Source organism: Rhizobium sp. P1_E6 (assembly GCF_056405875.1).
In genome coordinates, this window is the sequence record NZ_JBFUBG010000002.1 from 98,562 (window position 1) to 113,608 (window position 15,047).

Below are 15,047 nucleotides of genomic sequence, written 5' to 3' on the forward strand. Positions count from 1 at the left end.
GATATTACAGACGATCAGGCAACCGCAGCAGCGACGACCGGCTCTTCGTCGATGATGCGCAGCCAACGGCTGCGTTTCGGCTCGGCATAATCTCTGATTTCGACCGCAGCCATGATCTCGCCCCAGCGCTGATGATTCGCGCCTGGTAGCGTTGCCGCCTCGATGCGCTGCAGAACGCCATATTCGACCGGCGAAACGCCGATGACGCCGCCTTCGCTGACGCTTCTCAAAACGCGCATGACGTAGTCGACATCCTGGCGTGCGATGCTCTTGCGGTCGATAGCGCGGGTCAGTTTGTAGCCGCCGATATCCTCTGATAGCGCCAAGCGGAGCTGATCGAGCGCGAGCGCCCGCAGCTCATCGGGCACATGGGCGCTGAGTTCCATGACGTGCAGGACGAGCTCAAGCTCGAGCGCGGAATTGACAACGCCGTCGGTCGTGAACATGCGCATGATCCATGCGACATTTATTTCGTCCAGTGAGCCCTGCGGATAGGTATAATCGACGATGAAGCCTGCCAGCTGTTCCACGAAGAACGCGTTCCATTCCGAGCATTTTTCGGGGCAGGAATTATTGAGCGCCAACATCACCACGACATCATCGGATGTCCGGATTCCCTCCGGAAAGGTATGTTTGCGCAGCAGCACAATGTCCTCGGCCGTCAGCCGATGCTTACCGGCGATGACACACGCCGGAAAAGCGAGACGGAACTCACTCATCTTTTATCTCCAGACTTCATCATGAAGCCGGAAGTGGTTTTATCGATGCCGAATTGAAGATCCCTCAAGAAGGAGGGTTAACCTTGGATTGGCCGTTTCATTCGGATTTTAACGACCGTGCCTGCAAACGCTCGCGCCAGATGATAAAAAGACCCGATGCAACTATGATGGCGATGCCGATCCATTTGGAAACATTCGGAAAATCGCCGAAGAGGGCGTAACCGAGCACGGTCGCCGAAATGATCTCGAAATATTGGAACGGCGCAAGCAGCGACAGCGGCGCCAGGCGGAAAGCCTTAACAACCAGCATGTGCGCATAGCCCGAGATCGTGCCGAGAATGACCAGCAGCGCGAGGCCGAGCCAGGAGGCGGGCAGGGAGGGGATGAAGTCGGCATTGCCGATGCTGCTTCCGACAAACATTGCGCCCGCCATGAAGATCGTACCGCCGATACCCGACATCGTTTGCATCGTCAGCGGCGAATCCGCCTCGCCGATCGCACGGTTGAGGAAGAGATAAAGCGAGAAGAGGAAGGCGCAGAAAACCGGCAGCAGCGCCTTCAGGCCAAAGATCTCATAGCTTGGCTGGATGACGATCATCGCGCCGCTGAAACCGACGACGATTGCCATCCAGCGGCGCCAGCCGACCTTGTCTCCCAGAAACAGTGCCGAGAGCGCTGTCAGCATGAAGGGCTCGACGAAGTAGATGGCGAAGACATCGGCGAGCGGCATGTATTTGACCGCGACGAAGAAAAGCAGGCTGGCTGCGCCATGCAGCGCACCGCGCAGGAGGTTCATCCACGGGCGCTTGGCAGACAGCGCCTGCATGCCGAACATGGCAAAGAGGATCGGCAGAGTGCAGACCAGCTGGAAGAAGAAGCGGTAGAAGGTTACCTGTCCAGGCGACATGCCCTCGAAGGTCGCCATGTATTTGGCGATCGCATCCATCGTCGGCAGGATGGCCATGGCCCCAGCCATGATAGCCATGCCCTGGAGCGGATTCTGTGCGGAGGGAGATTGGGACATGAGGGCTGCTTCTTGCGGATGACGTCATCAACCACAGGAAGGTCATTCAATCAAGGACTGGCAATCAAGCACCGGCAATCAAGCACTGGCAATCAAGGACAGTGCCCCGTATCGTTGACGGTTTCGCCGAAGATCTCTTCGAAGGCAGCACGCAGGCGGATATCGGCATCGGCCATCATCACCGGCAGGCCGAGATCGACGAGGCTGGTAACGCCGAAGGCCGAGATGCCACATGGCACGATGCCGGTGAAATGATCGAGATCAGGATCGACGTTCAGCGACAGGCCGTGGAACGTCACCCATTTGCGCAGGCGGATGCCAAGTGCGGCGATCTTGTCTTCCGCCATGGTCCCGTCAGGCAAGAGCGGCCTCTCCGGCCGGCGGACCCAGACACCGACACGATCCTCGCGCCGTTCACCGCGCACATTCATCGAATCGAGCGTCCGGATGATGACTTCTTCCAGTGCTGCGACGAAGGCGCGGACATCCTGCCGGCGGCGCTTGAGATCAAGCATGACATAGGCAACACGCTGGCCCGGACCGTGGTAGGTATATTCACCGCCGCGGCCGGTGGCGAAGACCGGAAAGCGATCCGGCTCGACGAGATCCTTGGCATCGGCACTGGTGCCGGCCGTATAGAGCGACGGATGCTCCAGCAGCCAGACAAGCTCGTCGCCGCCTTGGGCAATATCAGCTACCTCCCGCTCCATCGTCTCTACCGCTTCCACATAGGGCACGAGTTCATCCGAGATCCGCCAGCGAACGGGGCGCGAACCAAGTTTCGGGAGCATAGAGAAATCGAGATCGGTGCGTAGCATGACAGTCCTTGGCGCCATCACGCAAAGAGGGGCGCGGCGCGGGCTTCTATATGGACTCGGGCGAAGAGTGATTCAATTGTTCTTTGCTGCAGGCGGCTTTTCAGCACGGAGCTTCTGCGCGCCAATCAGTCCATGATGAAATGCGGAACGAAGCGGGAGACGGAACGCTATGCCGCCGATCATGGTCTGGCGGCAAATCGATCAGAGTCCTTGCAGGAGCTGGACCCGGCACTGTAGGGAAGGTTCTGCACGGAGAAGGTAATGGGCAGGATAATCAAGCGGGCAGCAGATCTGCTCATCACCGATGAGAATGAGCCGGTAAAAAGCAGGCTTCGCGAACGCGGCGCTGCGCAGCGCCCAGCGATGCTCGACAACTTCCTGAACTTGCTGGTCCGGGCGATGCTGAATCCCTCGGCTTCGACGATGGCGAGCTTTGTCGCGGGTAAGGTCTTTCAAAAGCTCGAGCGTACAGGAACGCTGCGCGACACGCGGCTCCAGGATACCGGAACCCCTTCAGGCCTCGAGGCGGCACTTCAAAACGCAATCGCGACTGGCGACTTATACTCCGAGATAGCGCAGTGCGTTTGGCGCCTTGCCGAATCACTCGTGTGGATCAGAGGCAGAAGTGGACCGTTTGCCAGCCTCAACTTTGAGAAGGCCCATGCACATAGCGTGATTGTTGGGCCAGGTGGCCTGGAGGACCGGACGGATATCCGGGTTGGCCTTACATATATGGAACCCTACAGCCGTTTCCCGGATCACATCCAACGGTTTTCACGGGCCTTCCTGCTGCTTTCCCCATGCGAACTTTCAATAGCCGGAGAGAACTGGTTTTCGACCGGAATAGGCGGTGTCTTCGCTGCTGAAGCCGGACAGTCGTTTGCCATGCGTTGCACCACTACTCCGCTTCTCGCGGTCTGGTGTCACGTTGAAGAGGCGGGAAGATAAAGTGCCGGAGGACCGCGCCGATTCCGGTGAAGGGCGATATGGGATGAGTCGCGTATCAGTGATGCTCAAAGAGGCAGCACAGTCTCTTTGTCAGATCGGAGATTCGAGGGGCGTTCGAAAAGCAAACCGTCACGCCGAGGACTCAGTCTTGGAGGGATTGAACTGAGATGATCACGGGAGCTGCTTAAGAGAGGTGCGAACGTTGAACATCGATCAAATGGGTTGCTTTTTTCGCGACCACACAAACAGAACCAATAAAAGTATGGTTCTGGCGTAACTAAAATCGCGCGGAGAAATATTCGCACTCGTCCAAAAAAACATAATCAAAATAATACCCCTGAGAGGGGAATGGTGCGGTCGAGAAGACTCGAACTTCCACGGGTTACCCCACAGCGACCTCAACGCTGCGCGTCTACCAATTCCGCCACGACCGCATCGTGGTAGGGCCGATTTGCGTCGGCGAGGCAGCATGTAGCAAAAGCCTCAGAGGTACACAAGCGCGATGTGACAGTTTTTTTTAAAAGCTTGTCCGAGGTGTGGATTACGCCGCAGGAGACATTGAAATTACAAAAGAAAAGGGCCGGAAACCGGCCCTTTCTCGGATTATGTCAGTGCATTGCGCGGCATGCTTCGGTGCGGCTTGCTCCGCTATCGGCGCCTTTCTGGTGGGAGCCCTTCGGGCCGACCATGCTGTGGCAGTCCGGCAGCGGCTTGATGCTGGCGGTCGCGGTGTTGTCGACTTTCGCCGGCTTCGTCATCGCTGTCGGCGAGAAGCCATCGCTGTCATTCGTGTAGTCGCTGGAATAGGCAGGGGCGGCCGCATGGGTCGGATAGTGCATGGGCTTGGCCGGTGCGACCGGGGTCTGGTAGAGGCCGTCGCCATCGTTGGAATAGTCGTCATTGTACTTCGTCTGAGCGAAGGCTGCACTGGCCAGGCTGACGGCAAACAGGGTGGCGGCGGCGGCGATTTTCATGCGCATGGGTCATCTCCTCAATCTCTTGTTGCAAGCAACAACACAAAACCAACCCTCGGCAAGCTCAGTTCGCTCCCCAATTCGGGCAAATTTGTGAGAAAGATGACGGCCATGTTGCGACGTTTTGTCCGAATGAAATCACATATTTGTCAATGTTTTTGAGGGGTACGTTACCTTAGCCGGCACAGTTAATTGCCTGAGATGTCAACGCTTTCATCCGAAGGGCAATTTTGCAATCTTTAATTGATTAACTATTTGTAATTTTAGAGACGGAAAAACCGGAAAGCAGGGAGCTTTCCGGTCCTGAAATGTGGCGATTTCGTGTTTTCGGCCTTAGTCTTCATTCGGGATGTGGGCATCGACACCTGTCATCTGCAACCGGTTACGCACATGGTGGACACCGTCCACCGACAGAGCGCCGAGCTCGACCTTGCGGGCGATGCCGATCGTTTCGACCGAYCCGTCCAGCGTCACGGTATGCCCGTCGGCGTGAACCTCGACGCTGTCGATATCTACCTCGGGGATATTTTCCAGATTTTCGGTCACGCGGGCCTCGAGATCGTCGCTCTCGCCGCGGTCGATGGTATCAGGCTCGAGCGAATCCTTCAGACGATTTTCATTGCCGTCCTCGTCCGTCCCGTCGATGCGGAAGCCGCCGTTGCGGTCACGGTCGAAATTGGCCGAGGTTTCGCCATAGGCACGGTTTTCGGTTGCTGCGGCTTTCGCACCGCTGCCGTCGGCATAAGGCCAGCCGTCGTCCAGATTGCGCTCCTCGAAGTCGCGATAATCCTCTTCGCGGGAAAGCGAGGTCTTGTCAGTGATCTTTGGCATTTCCGTCTCCTTCCGGTTCCATTCTGCAAGGCAAACGCAGGAAGGGCGCTGTTGGTTCGACCGATTGCGGCGCTACCCTCAGCTTTTCATTCTATCCCACTTTTTGACCAGCCGGTCACGCTTCAGCCGCGACAGGCGCTGCAGCCAGAAAATGCCGTCGAGCTGATCGACCTCGTGCTGGACGCAGATGGCGAGGAAGTCCGATGCCTCTTCTTCGTGGTGATGGCCCTGGAGATCCTGATAGTGAAAGCGGATCGCCTTCGGGCGTGTGACCTCGTCCGTCGCACCCGGCATCGAGACGCTGCCCTCCATATGGATCATCGTCTCGTCCGAAAACCAGGTGATGTCGGGATTGACATAGATGCGCACGCCGTCGGCCTTGTCGAGTTCCAGCACCGTCAGCCGCTCAAAGACGCCGATATGGGCAGCGGTGATGCCGACACCGGGTGCCGCCCGCATCGTCTGCAACAGGTCGTCGGCAAGCCCTGACAGGGCCGAATCGAACGACATTACCGGGGCGCAGACCGTCTTCAGGCCGGGATGCGGATAGCGGAGAATGGGGCGGATCGGCACAGCTAAGCTTCCTTTCGGCAAATGGCAGCGGAAACTATAGCCGGCCACAGGCATTGTCATCAGAAAGCATGTGTTTGAGCTTTACGGCAGAAATGCTTTGGGCTAGCAGGTCGATAAGGAATCCCGCGGCCGCAAGGGCAGGGCGGAATTCGCTTATCCGCTTGTTGACAATGCATTTTCAGCCGACATTTTCCAATGCGGCTCGATAGTCTTTGAAATCAGATGCGAGGGCGGCATATGACGACGACCGATACCGAAGACCGCCGCAAGCGTCCGACCGACGAAGAAGTCGATATCTATAATGAAGATGGCAATGTGCGCAGCGATTTCCTGGCGCGCCTGGGTGCAGCCATCGCCGATCGCGATACGCTGTTTCTTCGCCAGAACGTCGCGCGCCTGCACGAATCGGAGATAGGCGACCTCCTGGAATCGATCCAGCCGGATCAGCGCCTGGCGCTGGTGCGCCTGCTCGGCGACGATTTCGACATGACGGCGCTGACCGAAGTGGACGAGACGATCCGCCGCGAGATCGTCGACCAGCTGCCGAACGAGCAGATCGCCGCGGCCATCGGCGAACTGGATTCGGACGACGCGGTCTACATTCTCGAAGACCTCGACAAGGAAGACCGGGAAGAGATCCTCGCGCAGCTGCCGTTTACGGAGCGGGTGCGCCTTCGCCGCGCGCTCGATTATCCCGAAAGCTCGGCCGGCCGCCGCATGCAGACGGAATTCGTCGCCGTGCCGCCGTTCTGGACGGTCGGACAGACGATCGACTACATGCGCGACGAGGAGGATCTGCCCTATTCCTTCTCGCAGATCTTCGTCATCGACCCGACCTTCAAGTTGCTCGGGGCCGTCGATCTCGATCAGATCCTGCGCACCAAGCGGCAGAACAAGATCGAAGCCATCATGCGGGAAACGAACCATCCGATCCCCGCCGAGATGGACCAGGAAGAGGCCGCCCAGCTCTTCGAACAGTACGACCTCCTGTCTGCAGCTGTCGTCGATGAGAACGAACGGCTCGTCGGCGTGCTCACCATCGACGACGTGGTCGACGTCATCCACGAAGAGGCGGACGAGGACATCAAGCGTCTCGGCGGTGTGGGCGACGAAGAACTGTCCGACAACGTGATCTCGACCGTGCGCTCGCGCTTCCTCTGGCTGTTGATCAACTTGGGCACGGCGATGCTGTCTGCAAGCGTCATCGGCCTCTTCGACGGCTCGATCGAGAAGATGATTGCGCTTGCAGTGCTGATGCCTATCGTTGCCTCCATGGGCGGCAACGCCGGCACGCAGACCATGACCGTGACCGTGCGTGCACTCGCAACCCGTGACCTCGATATCTACAATGCCGGCCGCATCATCCGCAGAGAGGCGGGCGTCGGCATCCTGAACGGAATGCTCTTCGCCTTGCTGCTGGGCTTGATCGCCGGCACTTGGTTCCACAATTACCAGCTTGGCGCCGTCATCGGGGCGGCGATGATCATCAATCTGATTGCAGCAGCCCTTGCCGGCATCCTGCTGCCGCTGCTGCTCGACAAGATGGGAGCGGACCCTGCGATCGCCTCGTCCGTCTTCGTCACGACCGTCACCGACTGTACCGGCTTTTTCGCCTTCCTCGGCTTAGCGACATGGTGGTTCGGCATCTGAACAGATGCCTAAATTGACTATTACGTAAAAGTCAATATTATGTCAGGCGGATGACGGGGATGCCATGCTGGTGAACAAGTACTATACCATAACGGAGCTGACGCGCGAATTCGGAGTATCGACGCGCACGCTTCGCTTCTATGAAGACGAAGGTTTGATCCAACCGGAACGCCGCGGACGCACGCGGCTGTTCCGTCCTGCCGACCGGCGGCTCATTCAGGAAATCCTGCGCGGCCGGCGCATCGGCTTCACCATTGCCGAAATCCGCGAGATCATTCAGGTCTACAAGGAGCCGCCGGGCGAGCTCGGCCAGCTCAAACTGTTGATGAAGCGTGTGGACGAGAAGCGCGAAGACCTGCGCCAGAAGCGCAAGGATATCGACGAAACGATCACCGAGCTCGACAATATCGAGGAGTCCTGCCTTGGCCGCCTCGCCGAGATCGGCGTCACGACCTGATCACTGTTGGGGCTCGGGCTGCGACTGCGGCGCGGGTTCTATTTCGGCGCTGCACTGGGTGGCAAGCACCATAATTCTCTCATCATCCGCCTTGACCGCGCCTGTCTGGAACGGCGTCAAGAGCTGTTGTGCCTGCAACTGGTCGAGCGTGCACTGGCAAAAGCTGCGGCAGAGCGCTTCGCCCTGTTCGACCGTGCAGGACGTATTGCACTGGCGCAGATATGTCGCTGCCGGATCGGGTTTCGGCGGCGCGATGATGAAGGTCAGRCCATAAGCGATGGCGATCAATACCGGCTGATGAATGAGGTAGAAGGCGAGGCTGTGGCGGCCGAGGCGCGCAAGCCATGTTCCACCCGTGCCCAATGATGCCAGTCTCTGGGGCAGCTTCGTGCGGAAGGAAAGACGGGCGAGGCTCATGCCCAGAAAGAAGGGCGTCGCCCAGGGAAAGAGCGGCACAAAATCGTTCGACCGGTCTGGGGTGGCCGCAAAGCCGAGCCAGGCCAGATATTTCGGGTCGAAAAGGTGCGTATCCAGCACGCCGGGCATGACGAAGGCGTCGACAATCCAGGCGACGAACAGCGCCAGCGTGACGAGCAGCGTCACGGGCAATGGCAGGCGCAGAAAAACCACGCCGATGAGGCTCAGAGCCGCAATGGAATGCAGGATGCCGAAATAGATCCATTCGCCGGGCACGAAGTAGCGTGTCGCGGCGGATATGACCACGGCTGCGCCGGCGACCATAGCGAAACGCTTCCAGAAGGAAGGCCAGCGGATTTCGGGCCGGCTTGATAGCACCAGGCTGATGCCGACGATGAAGAGGAAGGTGGTGGCGATCGCGCGGGCATAGATCTTCAGCCAGCCGGTTTCGGCGGTCCCGGGCTGCAGATAGCCCATGAATTCCAGATCCCAGCTGAAATGGTAGGTGGCCATGGCAATAAGCGCGGCGCCGCGCGCCGTATCCACAAGGCCGATGCGCGGTGGCCTCTGCGGGGCCGTCGCTTCCGTTGCCGACACTATCATTCACAATCCCTCGGACAGCTCATCACCGTCACTCGCTGACGGCTTGTTGCGCTGAACAGGAGAAAGGTGGAGATTTGGTGGCGGGTTTGCGTCCATGATGGCGAGGCGCGCTTCCGAAAAGAACTGCCGTCGGGTCAGGACCACAATGACCATGGCCGTCGTACCCATAAAAACATAGGGGTTGATGAACCAGCCGAGATAGCCGATCGACAGGAAGATTGCCCTGAGCCCTTCGTTGAAATGGCCGCCGGCGATGACATTCATGCGGATGACACGCTCCGCGGCGCGCTCGGCGGCGATCATGTCCTTCTCCGAGTCATGCACCATCGGAATGCCGCCGAAGAGAATGGTGCAATAGTTGAAGAGGCGATAGGACCAGCCGAACTTGAAGAAGGCGTAGCCGAAGAGGGCAGCAAGGCCGCCGACCTTCATTTCAAAGACGGCATGTCCGCTGTGGAAGACGAAGGGCAGGTCGGCGAAGACGGCATCCACCTTTTCCGTGGCGCCGAGCAGCGCAAAGCAGCTGCCGACCGCGAAGATGGATGTCGAGGCGAAAAAGGCCGTGCCGTTCTGCAGCCCTGCCATGATCTGGGTGTCGATCATCTTCAAATCGCGACGCAGGGAGTTATATATCCATTCACGCCGCCGCTCCGCCATGGCGTGGGTCAGGCTGGTGCGCCCGAAGAAGGTCTGACCGTGCAGCAGCCAGGAATAGCCCATCCAGATAAAGATAAAGAAGGCAAGCGCGATATAGTCCGCCGTCGTCATCATCAGCGAGTCAGTTCCCATATAAATGCGGCCACTCTATAGATGCATTCGAATGCTGCAATGACCGGCAAGATGAGAATTGCTGGCAAGATGGTCTGCTTTTAACTAGTGTCCGGCCGGATGTCGCACCGGTTCAAGGCGATGTCGGTCCGTCACGCGGATACCGAGCCTGGCTCGCATAGTCTGCATCGTGAATTTTAGAAGGCGCCCTCATGTTTCTTTCGGTATTCGATGTATTCAAGATCGGGGTGGGGCCGTCGAGTTCGCACACGATGGGGCCGATGACGGCTGCCAATCGGTTCCTTGACCTCATCCTGTCCAACGAATGGCCGCGTCCTTCCATCGGCGCGCAGGTGACTGCCATCAAGGTCAGCCTGCACGGTTCGCTCGCCCATACGGGGATCGGCCACGGAACGGGCAGGGCGGTCATCCTCGGTCTGATGGGCGAAGCGCCCGACAAGGTCGATCCCGATCAAATGGACGCCATCATCGATGAGGTTGAAAAGAGCGGCCGGATCACGCCGGAGGGGCATCCGGCCTATCAGTTCCAGCCGAAGACGGACCTGATCTTCGACAAGAAGCAGCCGCTGCCGGGCCATGCGAATGGCATGACCTTTTCCGCCTATGACAAGGACGGACGGCTTCTCGTCAAGCGCATCTATTATTCCGTCGGCGGTGGCTTCGTCGTCACCGATACGGAGCTGGAGCAGATGCGGGCGCGCAAGAAAGCATCGCAGGGCAATTACAAGGTGCCCTATCCCTTCGCCAGCGCCAAGCAGATGCTGGAAATGGCCGAACGTTCCGGCCTGTCAATCGCACAGATGAAACGCGCCAATGAGGAAAGCCAGCGCAGCCGCGAGGAGCTGGATTCCGGCCTCGACCGTATCTGGGAAGCGATGCGCTCCTGTATCGAGCGCGGACTGAAGGTAGAAGGCATCATGCCCGGCGGTCTGAACGTCAGGCGCCGCGCAAAGCATATTCACGACAAGCTGCAGGAGGAGTGGCGCAGCAACCGCGTCAACCCGCTGCTCGCCAATGACTGGCTGAGCGTCTACGCGATGGCGGTCAACGAGGAGAATGCTGCCGGCGGGCGTGTCGTGACGGCGCCGACCAATGGCGCGGCAGGCGTCATTCCCGCCACGATCCGCTATTACGAGCATTTCCACGAAGACTGGGACCAGAAGGGCATCCACGACTATCTGCTGACCGCAGCGGCGATCGGCGGCATCATCAAGCACAATGCGTCGATCTCGGGCGYGGAGGTCGGCTGTCAGGGCGAGGTCGGCTCGGCCGCCGCCATGGCAGCCGCCGGCCTCGCAGCCGTCATGGGCGGCACGCCGGCTCAGATCGAAAATGCCGCGGAAATCGCGCTCGAACACCATCTCGGCATGACCTGCGATCCGATCGCCGGTCTGGTGCAGGTTCCCTGCATCGAACGCAATGCGCTGGGTGCGGTAAAGGCGGTCACGGCCGCATCGCTCGCAGTGAAGGGCGACGGCCAGCATTTCGTCCCGCTCGACGCCTGCATCGAGACCATGCGCCAGACCGGCTACGACATGAGTGAGAAATATAAGGAAACCTCGACCGGAGGTCTGGCCGTCAACGTCGTCGAATGCTGAGTTTGCGGACGGCTGATGTTAAAGCGCGTCGCGATCTTTCAGATTTCGCGCTTTAGCTCTTTGCCTCATGTCGTTATCGCAAAACCGCTGCACAGTTTTGCGAGACATGCTTTAGCCGCTTGACGCTGCCGGTCAAAAGGATTTCAACGGCAGCATGGCACTAAATCTCATCAAGCTCTGCGTCGGCTGCGACTCGATCGAAGACCTGCGTGAATGGGTGGCCGAGCGCTCGTTGCGCGCCATGGCTGCCGGACTGGAACCACACTCAGTCCACACGACCCGCATGGTGCCGAAGCGCGTGGAAGAACTGATCGACGGTGGTTCGCTCTATTGGGTGATCAAGGGTCAGGTCCAGGCTCGCCAGAAGATCCTCGACATCCAGACGTTTACCGATGGAGAAGGGATCGGCCGCTGCCATCTGATACTCGGTCCGGAGGTGATCGAAACCTCGGTTCAGCCGAAGCGGGCCTTCCAGGGCTGGCGCTACTATCCGACCGAAGATGTGCCGCGCGATCTCGACAGCCTCGGCGTCGGCATTGCAGAACTGCCCGCGGATCTTCGCCGTGAGCTTTCGGAACTCGGCCTACTCTAAAATACTTCAGCGCAGGCGCAGCACGACCGGCGAATGGCCGTCAGGCGAAGTGATGTGCAGATGGATATACGCCTCAGGCTGCGAATAGCGCCAGGCGCGCGCACCATGGCACAGCAACAGGTTGATCAGATCACGGGTTTTCGGCGACTTCGCCCTCGGGCGCTGCAGGCCGATTTCGGCAAGCCGGAGCGCTGCTTCGTGCAGCGGATGCAGGCCGGAGCGCCCCTTGTTAACCGCCMGGCGCCCCGCAGGCGCATTTGGAACATTCTCGTTGATCGACATCATCTTCCTCGTACGCAATACAAATCGAACTAGAATCGACTGCCGGCAGCGCGAACACCGCAGCCGGCAGGCAGGTACGCCGCCAAATCAGTCATAGGCAGCGCTGGATATCTCATTGGGCAGCCGCCCAGCACTTCACACCGGCCTTCTTGAGAGCCTTGCAGGCATTGACTGCATCACGCTGGCCATCGAAACCGCCAAAGCGGGCGCGATAGATCTGATCGCCGTCATTGGCATAGGCAACAGCGAAGGGCTTGGCGGAGTTCAGTGCCCTGCCGCCCTTGGCCTTGGCGTTTGCCAGAAGGTCCATCGCCAATTCACGGCTTGACGAGACGCCAATCTGGACAACCCATCCCGACGGCTGCGGCACTTCCTTCGCGGCAACCTCCTTGGCCGGCGTCGCCTTGGTGGAAGCAGTCGTCAGATCGTCGACGGAAGTATCGCCCTGTTCCGGCGGGATGTAGGCGGGAGCCGGTGTCGGCACGGCGACCGATGCCTGTTCCTGCTGCTTGACCGTGGCCGTCTTGATCGCGACCGTCTTGACCTTGGTCGGGGACGGCATCGGTTGCGTCAGCAATGGATTATCGGTCTTAGGTGCTGCGGTTTCCGCATAGGCAACCTCGGTGCTTGCCTGCTGATAGCGGCTGTCCGGAAGCGGTCCCTTATGCGGCAGGCCGAGGTCGGCTGCGGCCGCCGTCACCGGCACCTGATCTGCGGTAATCGTCTTCTTCTGCGCCACCTGGGCAACCTTGGCCGGGGAAACCGGAGCAGGCGTCTCAATCATCTCGGGTACCGGCTTCGACTGGGCGACAAGCGCGCCGCTCATGGAAGCCTTCGGCATGTAGGTGGCGAGCAGCTTGCGCATCTGCGAGTCGCGGGCAGGAGTGGATGCACCGCCGAGAACCACGCCGACGATCGACTTGCCGTCGACCTGCAGCGAACTGACCAGATTGAAGCCGGCAGCGCGGGTGTAACCGGTCTTGATGCCATCGACGCCGCGGACGGAGCCGACGAGGCGGTTATGGCTGCGGATCACGCGATTGCCGAACTTGAAGGCGCGCGCAGAGAAATAGCCGTAATATTGGGGGAAATGCTGGCGAAGGGCGATGCCCAGGCGGGCCTGGTCGCGCGCCGTCGTCATCTGCGCGGTATTCGGAAGGCCGTTGGCGTTGCGATACGTCGTGCGCGTCATGCCGAGCGCATGGGCCTTGGCCGTCATCATCTGGCCGAAACGGTCTTCCGTGCCGCCGAGCATTTCGCCGAGCGCGGTCGCGGCGTCATTGGCAGACAACGTCACAAGGCCGAGGATACCCTGCTCAACGGTAATCGTACTGCCGGCGCGCACGCCAAGCTTGGTCGGCGCCTGGGCTGCGGCGTGAGCGGAGAAGGGGACAGGCGTGTCGAGGCGGATGCGGCCCTGCTCAAGGGCCTCGAAGGTCATGTAGAGCGTCATCATCTTCGTGAGCGATGCCGGGTACTGAAGACGGTCGGCATTCTCGCTGTAGAGAACATTTCCCGTCCGGGCGTCGACGACGATACCGGCATATTTAGGATTTGCAGCTTCCGCTTCGGCATTGACCGAGTCGACCGCGACGATCGCGATAGCCATCGAAAGGATCGTCAGCACCTTTGCGAGGAAACCGGCAGACCGCGGCGATGATACGGAGGAGATTGACCTTGACACTATTCCACTCTTCGCTTGCATTTCTGATGTTTGGCGGGCCACGCACCCCCTGCTGCGCAACCGGCCGTCTTCGAAGACTACCGGTTCAGCGTTACCAATCCGTTTATGATGAATCGTTTCTTCAGACATTGGAGGGGATTTTAGTGAGCTGTTGCAGTCCGGCTCACCAGACGAGCCTCGACAAAACTCCTGATCGCGGCATCAATGTGGTCCCAGTCAGCCAAATGACGGCTCGAGAACCGGTAAAGCACACTTAAATCCTTGCCGACCTTGATATCGCGCTGGCAATCTCCGCTGGTCGCCGTTTCCGCAGACGAGGGCAGGACGCAGCGAACGACATAATCGGCGGCGCCTTCGCGCGGCGCAGCCAACAGCACTTCGCCGTTGTAACCGGCATCGGCACGCAGGCGGTGCAGTGTCAGGCCATGCGCAAAGGCTTCCGGCGCGCCGTCCATTAGATGCGAATAGATCGGCTCCAGCCGGCCCGACATGTCCCGCGACATCGTTCCTTGGGTGATCTGCAGGAAAATCAGGCCCGAGGATTGGACGACATCATCGAAACGCTGGCGCGTTTCCTTGCTGTAGCCCTGCATTTCCGGCCAGGTAAGGTAGAGATCAGCCCGTTCGGCCGCGCCGTCATGACGTTCACTGGGGAAGCGAATCGTATTGGCGGGCAGGCCGATCGTATCGCGGCCGATTGTCAGGGTAATGCCTGTGGTGCCTTCCGTATTGCCGGCAAGAGAGATGTGACGGCCGAACCAGCGGCCGGCAACGCTGATGGCAACCGTCAGCAGCGCCAGAACCGCAATCGTCGCGGTGACACGGACCAGGAAGCGGGTCGAAAGAAGGGGTTGCTCACCAGGATGGCCCGCGGCGGAATGGCTCATCATCGTCCTCGGATATCGGGCCGCCGCAGGAAGGACGCGAGTCGTCGGGTGCCGGTTGTGAATCTCTCCATGATGATGAGATGACGGGGTTAACGAGGCGTTAACCCTATCGAGCAGAACAGYCACAAAAGAAGCGAGCCGTTCCCGGGACAGCGGGAACGGCTCTGGGCGCCGGTCGGGACGGGGATGCGGGGACTGACC

Annotated in this window: 16 protein-coding genes and 1 tRNA gene; 5 read left to right on the forward strand and 12 right to left on the reverse strand. The window is 59.5% G+C overall.

Annotated features, from left to right (window positions below):
• Window positions 1-14 precede the first annotated feature (14 nt).
• The 3 genes from AC1D35_RS02030 to lipB form a co-directional block, all read right to left on the reverse strand.
• Window positions 15-719, reverse strand: coding sequence for a hypothetical protein (locus AC1D35_RS02030; protein ID WP_113310628.1), 705 nt, complete (start codon window positions 717-719; stop codon window positions 15-17).
• A gap of 97 nt (window positions 720-816) precedes the next feature.
• Complete coding sequence (locus AC1D35_RS02035; protein WP_113310627.1) at window positions 817-1,743, reverse strand: DMT family transporter; 927 nt, start codon at window positions 1,741-1,743, stop codon at window positions 817-819.
• Between the two features lie 92 nt (window positions 1,744-1,835).
• Window positions 1,836-2,561 carry a lipoyl(octanoyl) transferase LipB gene (gene lipB, locus AC1D35_RS02040; protein ID WP_113310626.1) on the reverse strand — a complete coding sequence of 242 codons (726 nt, stop codon included), beginning with the start codon at window positions 2,559-2,561 and terminating at the stop codon, window positions 1,836-1,838.
• Between the two features lie 261 nt (window positions 2,562-2,822).
• Here lipB and AC1D35_RS02045 point away from each other — a divergent pair, with 261 nt between their 5' ends.
• The gene (locus AC1D35_RS02045; RefSeq protein ID WP_477938198.1) at window positions 2,823-3,509 is read left to right on the forward strand and encodes a dimethylsulfonioproprionate lyase family protein; all 687 of its coding nucleotides are present in this window, start codon (window positions 2,823-2,825) and stop codon (window positions 3,507-3,509) included.
• Between the two features lie 349 nt (window positions 3,510-3,858).
• Here the strand turns inward: AC1D35_RS02045 and AC1D35_RS02050 are convergent.
• From AC1D35_RS02050 to AC1D35_RS02065, 4 genes are all read right to left on the reverse strand, one after another.
• Window positions 3,859-3,943 (reverse strand) — tRNA-Leu (locus AC1D35_RS02050).
• A gap of 174 nt (window positions 3,944-4,117) precedes the next feature.
• A complete protein-coding gene (locus AC1D35_RS02055; RefSeq protein WP_113295465.1) occupies window positions 4,118-4,489 on the reverse strand; it encodes a hypothetical protein in 372 nt (123 codons plus the stop codon).
• Window positions 4,490-4,816: 327 nt separating this feature from the next.
• On the reverse strand, window positions 4,817-5,314 hold the full coding sequence (locus AC1D35_RS02060; RefSeq protein ID WP_113310624.1) for a BON domain-containing protein: 498 nt from the start codon (window positions 5,312-5,314) through the stop codon (window positions 4,817-4,819).
• Window positions 5,315-5,392: 78 nt separating this feature from the next.
• Entirely contained in the window at window positions 5,393-5,887 is a 495-nt protein-coding gene (locus AC1D35_RS02065) for a peptide deformylase (protein ID WP_113310623.1), read from the reverse strand.
• 237 nt (window positions 5,888-6,124) lie between these two features.
• Between AC1D35_RS02065 and mgtE the strand changes: the two genes are divergently transcribed.
• Window positions 6,125-7,537, forward strand: a complete 1,413-nt coding sequence (gene mgtE, locus AC1D35_RS02070) for a magnesium transporter (RefSeq protein WP_113295468.1) — start codon at window positions 6,125-6,127, stop codon at window positions 7,535-7,537.
• 64 nt (window positions 7,538-7,601) lie between these two features.
• On the forward strand, window positions 7,602-7,994 hold the full coding sequence (locus AC1D35_RS02075; protein ID WP_113295469.1) for a MerR family transcriptional regulator: 393 nt from the start codon (window positions 7,602-7,604) through the stop codon (window positions 7,992-7,994).
• On the opposite strand, the gene AC1D35_RS02080 is transcribed toward AC1D35_RS02075, so the two are convergent.
• Window positions 7,995-9,014, reverse strand: a complete 1,020-nt coding sequence (locus tag AC1D35_RS02080; protein ID WP_113310622.1) for a heparan-alpha-glucosaminide N-acetyltransferase — start codon at window positions 9,012-9,014, stop codon at window positions 7,995-7,997. It lies immediately after the preceding gene.
• Window positions 9,015-9,782: a DUF599 domain-containing protein gene (locus tag AC1D35_RS02085; RefSeq protein WP_113295728.1), complete on the reverse strand. Its 768-nt coding sequence runs from the start codon at window positions 9,780-9,782 to the stop codon at window positions 9,015-9,017.
• A 212-nt stretch (window positions 9,783-9,994) separates the two neighbouring features.
• Here AC1D35_RS02085 and AC1D35_RS02090 point away from each other — a divergent pair, with 212 nt between their 5' ends.
• Together AC1D35_RS02090 and AC1D35_RS02095 are read left to right on the forward strand one after the other, a co-directional pair.
• Window positions 9,995-11,401: an L-serine ammonia-lyase gene (locus tag AC1D35_RS02090; RefSeq protein WP_477938199.1), complete on the forward strand. Its 1,407-nt coding sequence runs from the start codon at window positions 9,995-9,997 to the stop codon at window positions 11,399-11,401.
• 154 nt (window positions 11,402-11,555) lie between these two features.
• Complete coding sequence (locus AC1D35_RS02095; protein ID WP_113310620.1) at window positions 11,556-11,993, forward strand: DUF1489 family protein; 438 nt, start codon at window positions 11,556-11,558, stop codon at window positions 11,991-11,993.
• A 6-nt stretch (window positions 11,994-11,999) separates the two neighbouring features.
• Here AC1D35_RS02095 and AC1D35_RS02100 read toward each other — a convergent pair whose 3' ends face one another.
• The 3 genes from AC1D35_RS02100 to AC1D35_RS02110 form a co-directional block, all read right to left on the reverse strand.
• A complete protein-coding gene (locus tag AC1D35_RS02100) occupies window positions 12,000-12,275 on the reverse strand; it encodes a hypothetical protein (protein ID WP_477938200.1) in 276 nt (91 codons plus the stop codon).
• Window positions 12,276-12,387: 112 nt separating this feature from the next.
• Window positions 12,388-13,980: a serine hydrolase gene (locus tag AC1D35_RS02105; protein WP_113310618.1), complete on the reverse strand. Its 1,593-nt coding sequence runs from the start codon at window positions 13,978-13,980 to the stop codon at window positions 12,388-12,390.
• Window positions 13,981-14,099: 119 nt separating this feature from the next.
• Entirely contained in the window at window positions 14,100-14,846 is a 747-nt protein-coding gene (locus AC1D35_RS02110) for a hypothetical protein (RefSeq protein WP_113310617.1), read from the reverse strand.
• Between the last annotated feature and the right edge of the window lie 201 nt (window positions 14,847-15,047).

Coding starts and splice junctions, on each gene's coding strand:
- AC1D35_RS02030 (WP_113310628.1), bottom strand. CDS start 719: ATGAGTGAGTTCCGTCTCGCTTTTCCGGCGTGTGTCATCGCCGGTAAG.
- AC1D35_RS02035 (WP_113310627.1), bottom strand. CDS start 1,743: ATGTCCCAATCTCCCTCCGCACAGAATCCGCTCCAGGGCATGGCTATC.
- lipB (WP_113310626.1), bottom strand. CDS start 2,561: ATGCTACGCACCGATCTCGATTTCTCTATGCTCCCGAAACTTGGTTCG.
- AC1D35_RS02045 (WP_477938198.1), top strand. CDS start 2,823: ATGGGCAGGATAATCAAGCGGGCAGCAGATCTGCTCATCACCGATGAG.
- AC1D35_RS02055 (WP_113295465.1), bottom strand. CDS start 4,489: ATGCGCATGAAAATCGCCGCCGCCGCCACCCTGTTTGCCGTCAGCCTG.
- mgtE (WP_113295468.1), top strand. CDS start 6,125: ATGACGACGACCGATACCGAAGACCGCCGCAAGCGTCCGACCGACGAA.
- AC1D35_RS02075 (WP_113295469.1), top strand. CDS start 7,602: ATGCTGGTGAACAAGTACTATACCATAACGGAGCTGACGCGCGAATTC.
- AC1D35_RS02085 (WP_113295728.1), bottom strand. CDS start 9,782: ATGACGACGGCGGACTATATCGCGCTTGCCTTCTTTATCTTTATCTGG.
- AC1D35_RS02095 (WP_113310620.1), top strand. CDS start 11,556: ATGGCACTAAATCTCATCAAGCTCTGCGTCGGCTGCGACTCGATCGAA.
- AC1D35_RS02105 (WP_113310618.1), bottom strand. CDS start 13,980: ATGCAAGCGAAGAGTGGAATAGTGTCAAGGTCAATCTCCTCCGTATCA.
- AC1D35_RS02110 (WP_113310617.1), bottom strand. CDS start 14,846: ATGAGCCATTCCGCCGCGGGCCATCCTGGTGAGCAACCCCTTCTTTCG.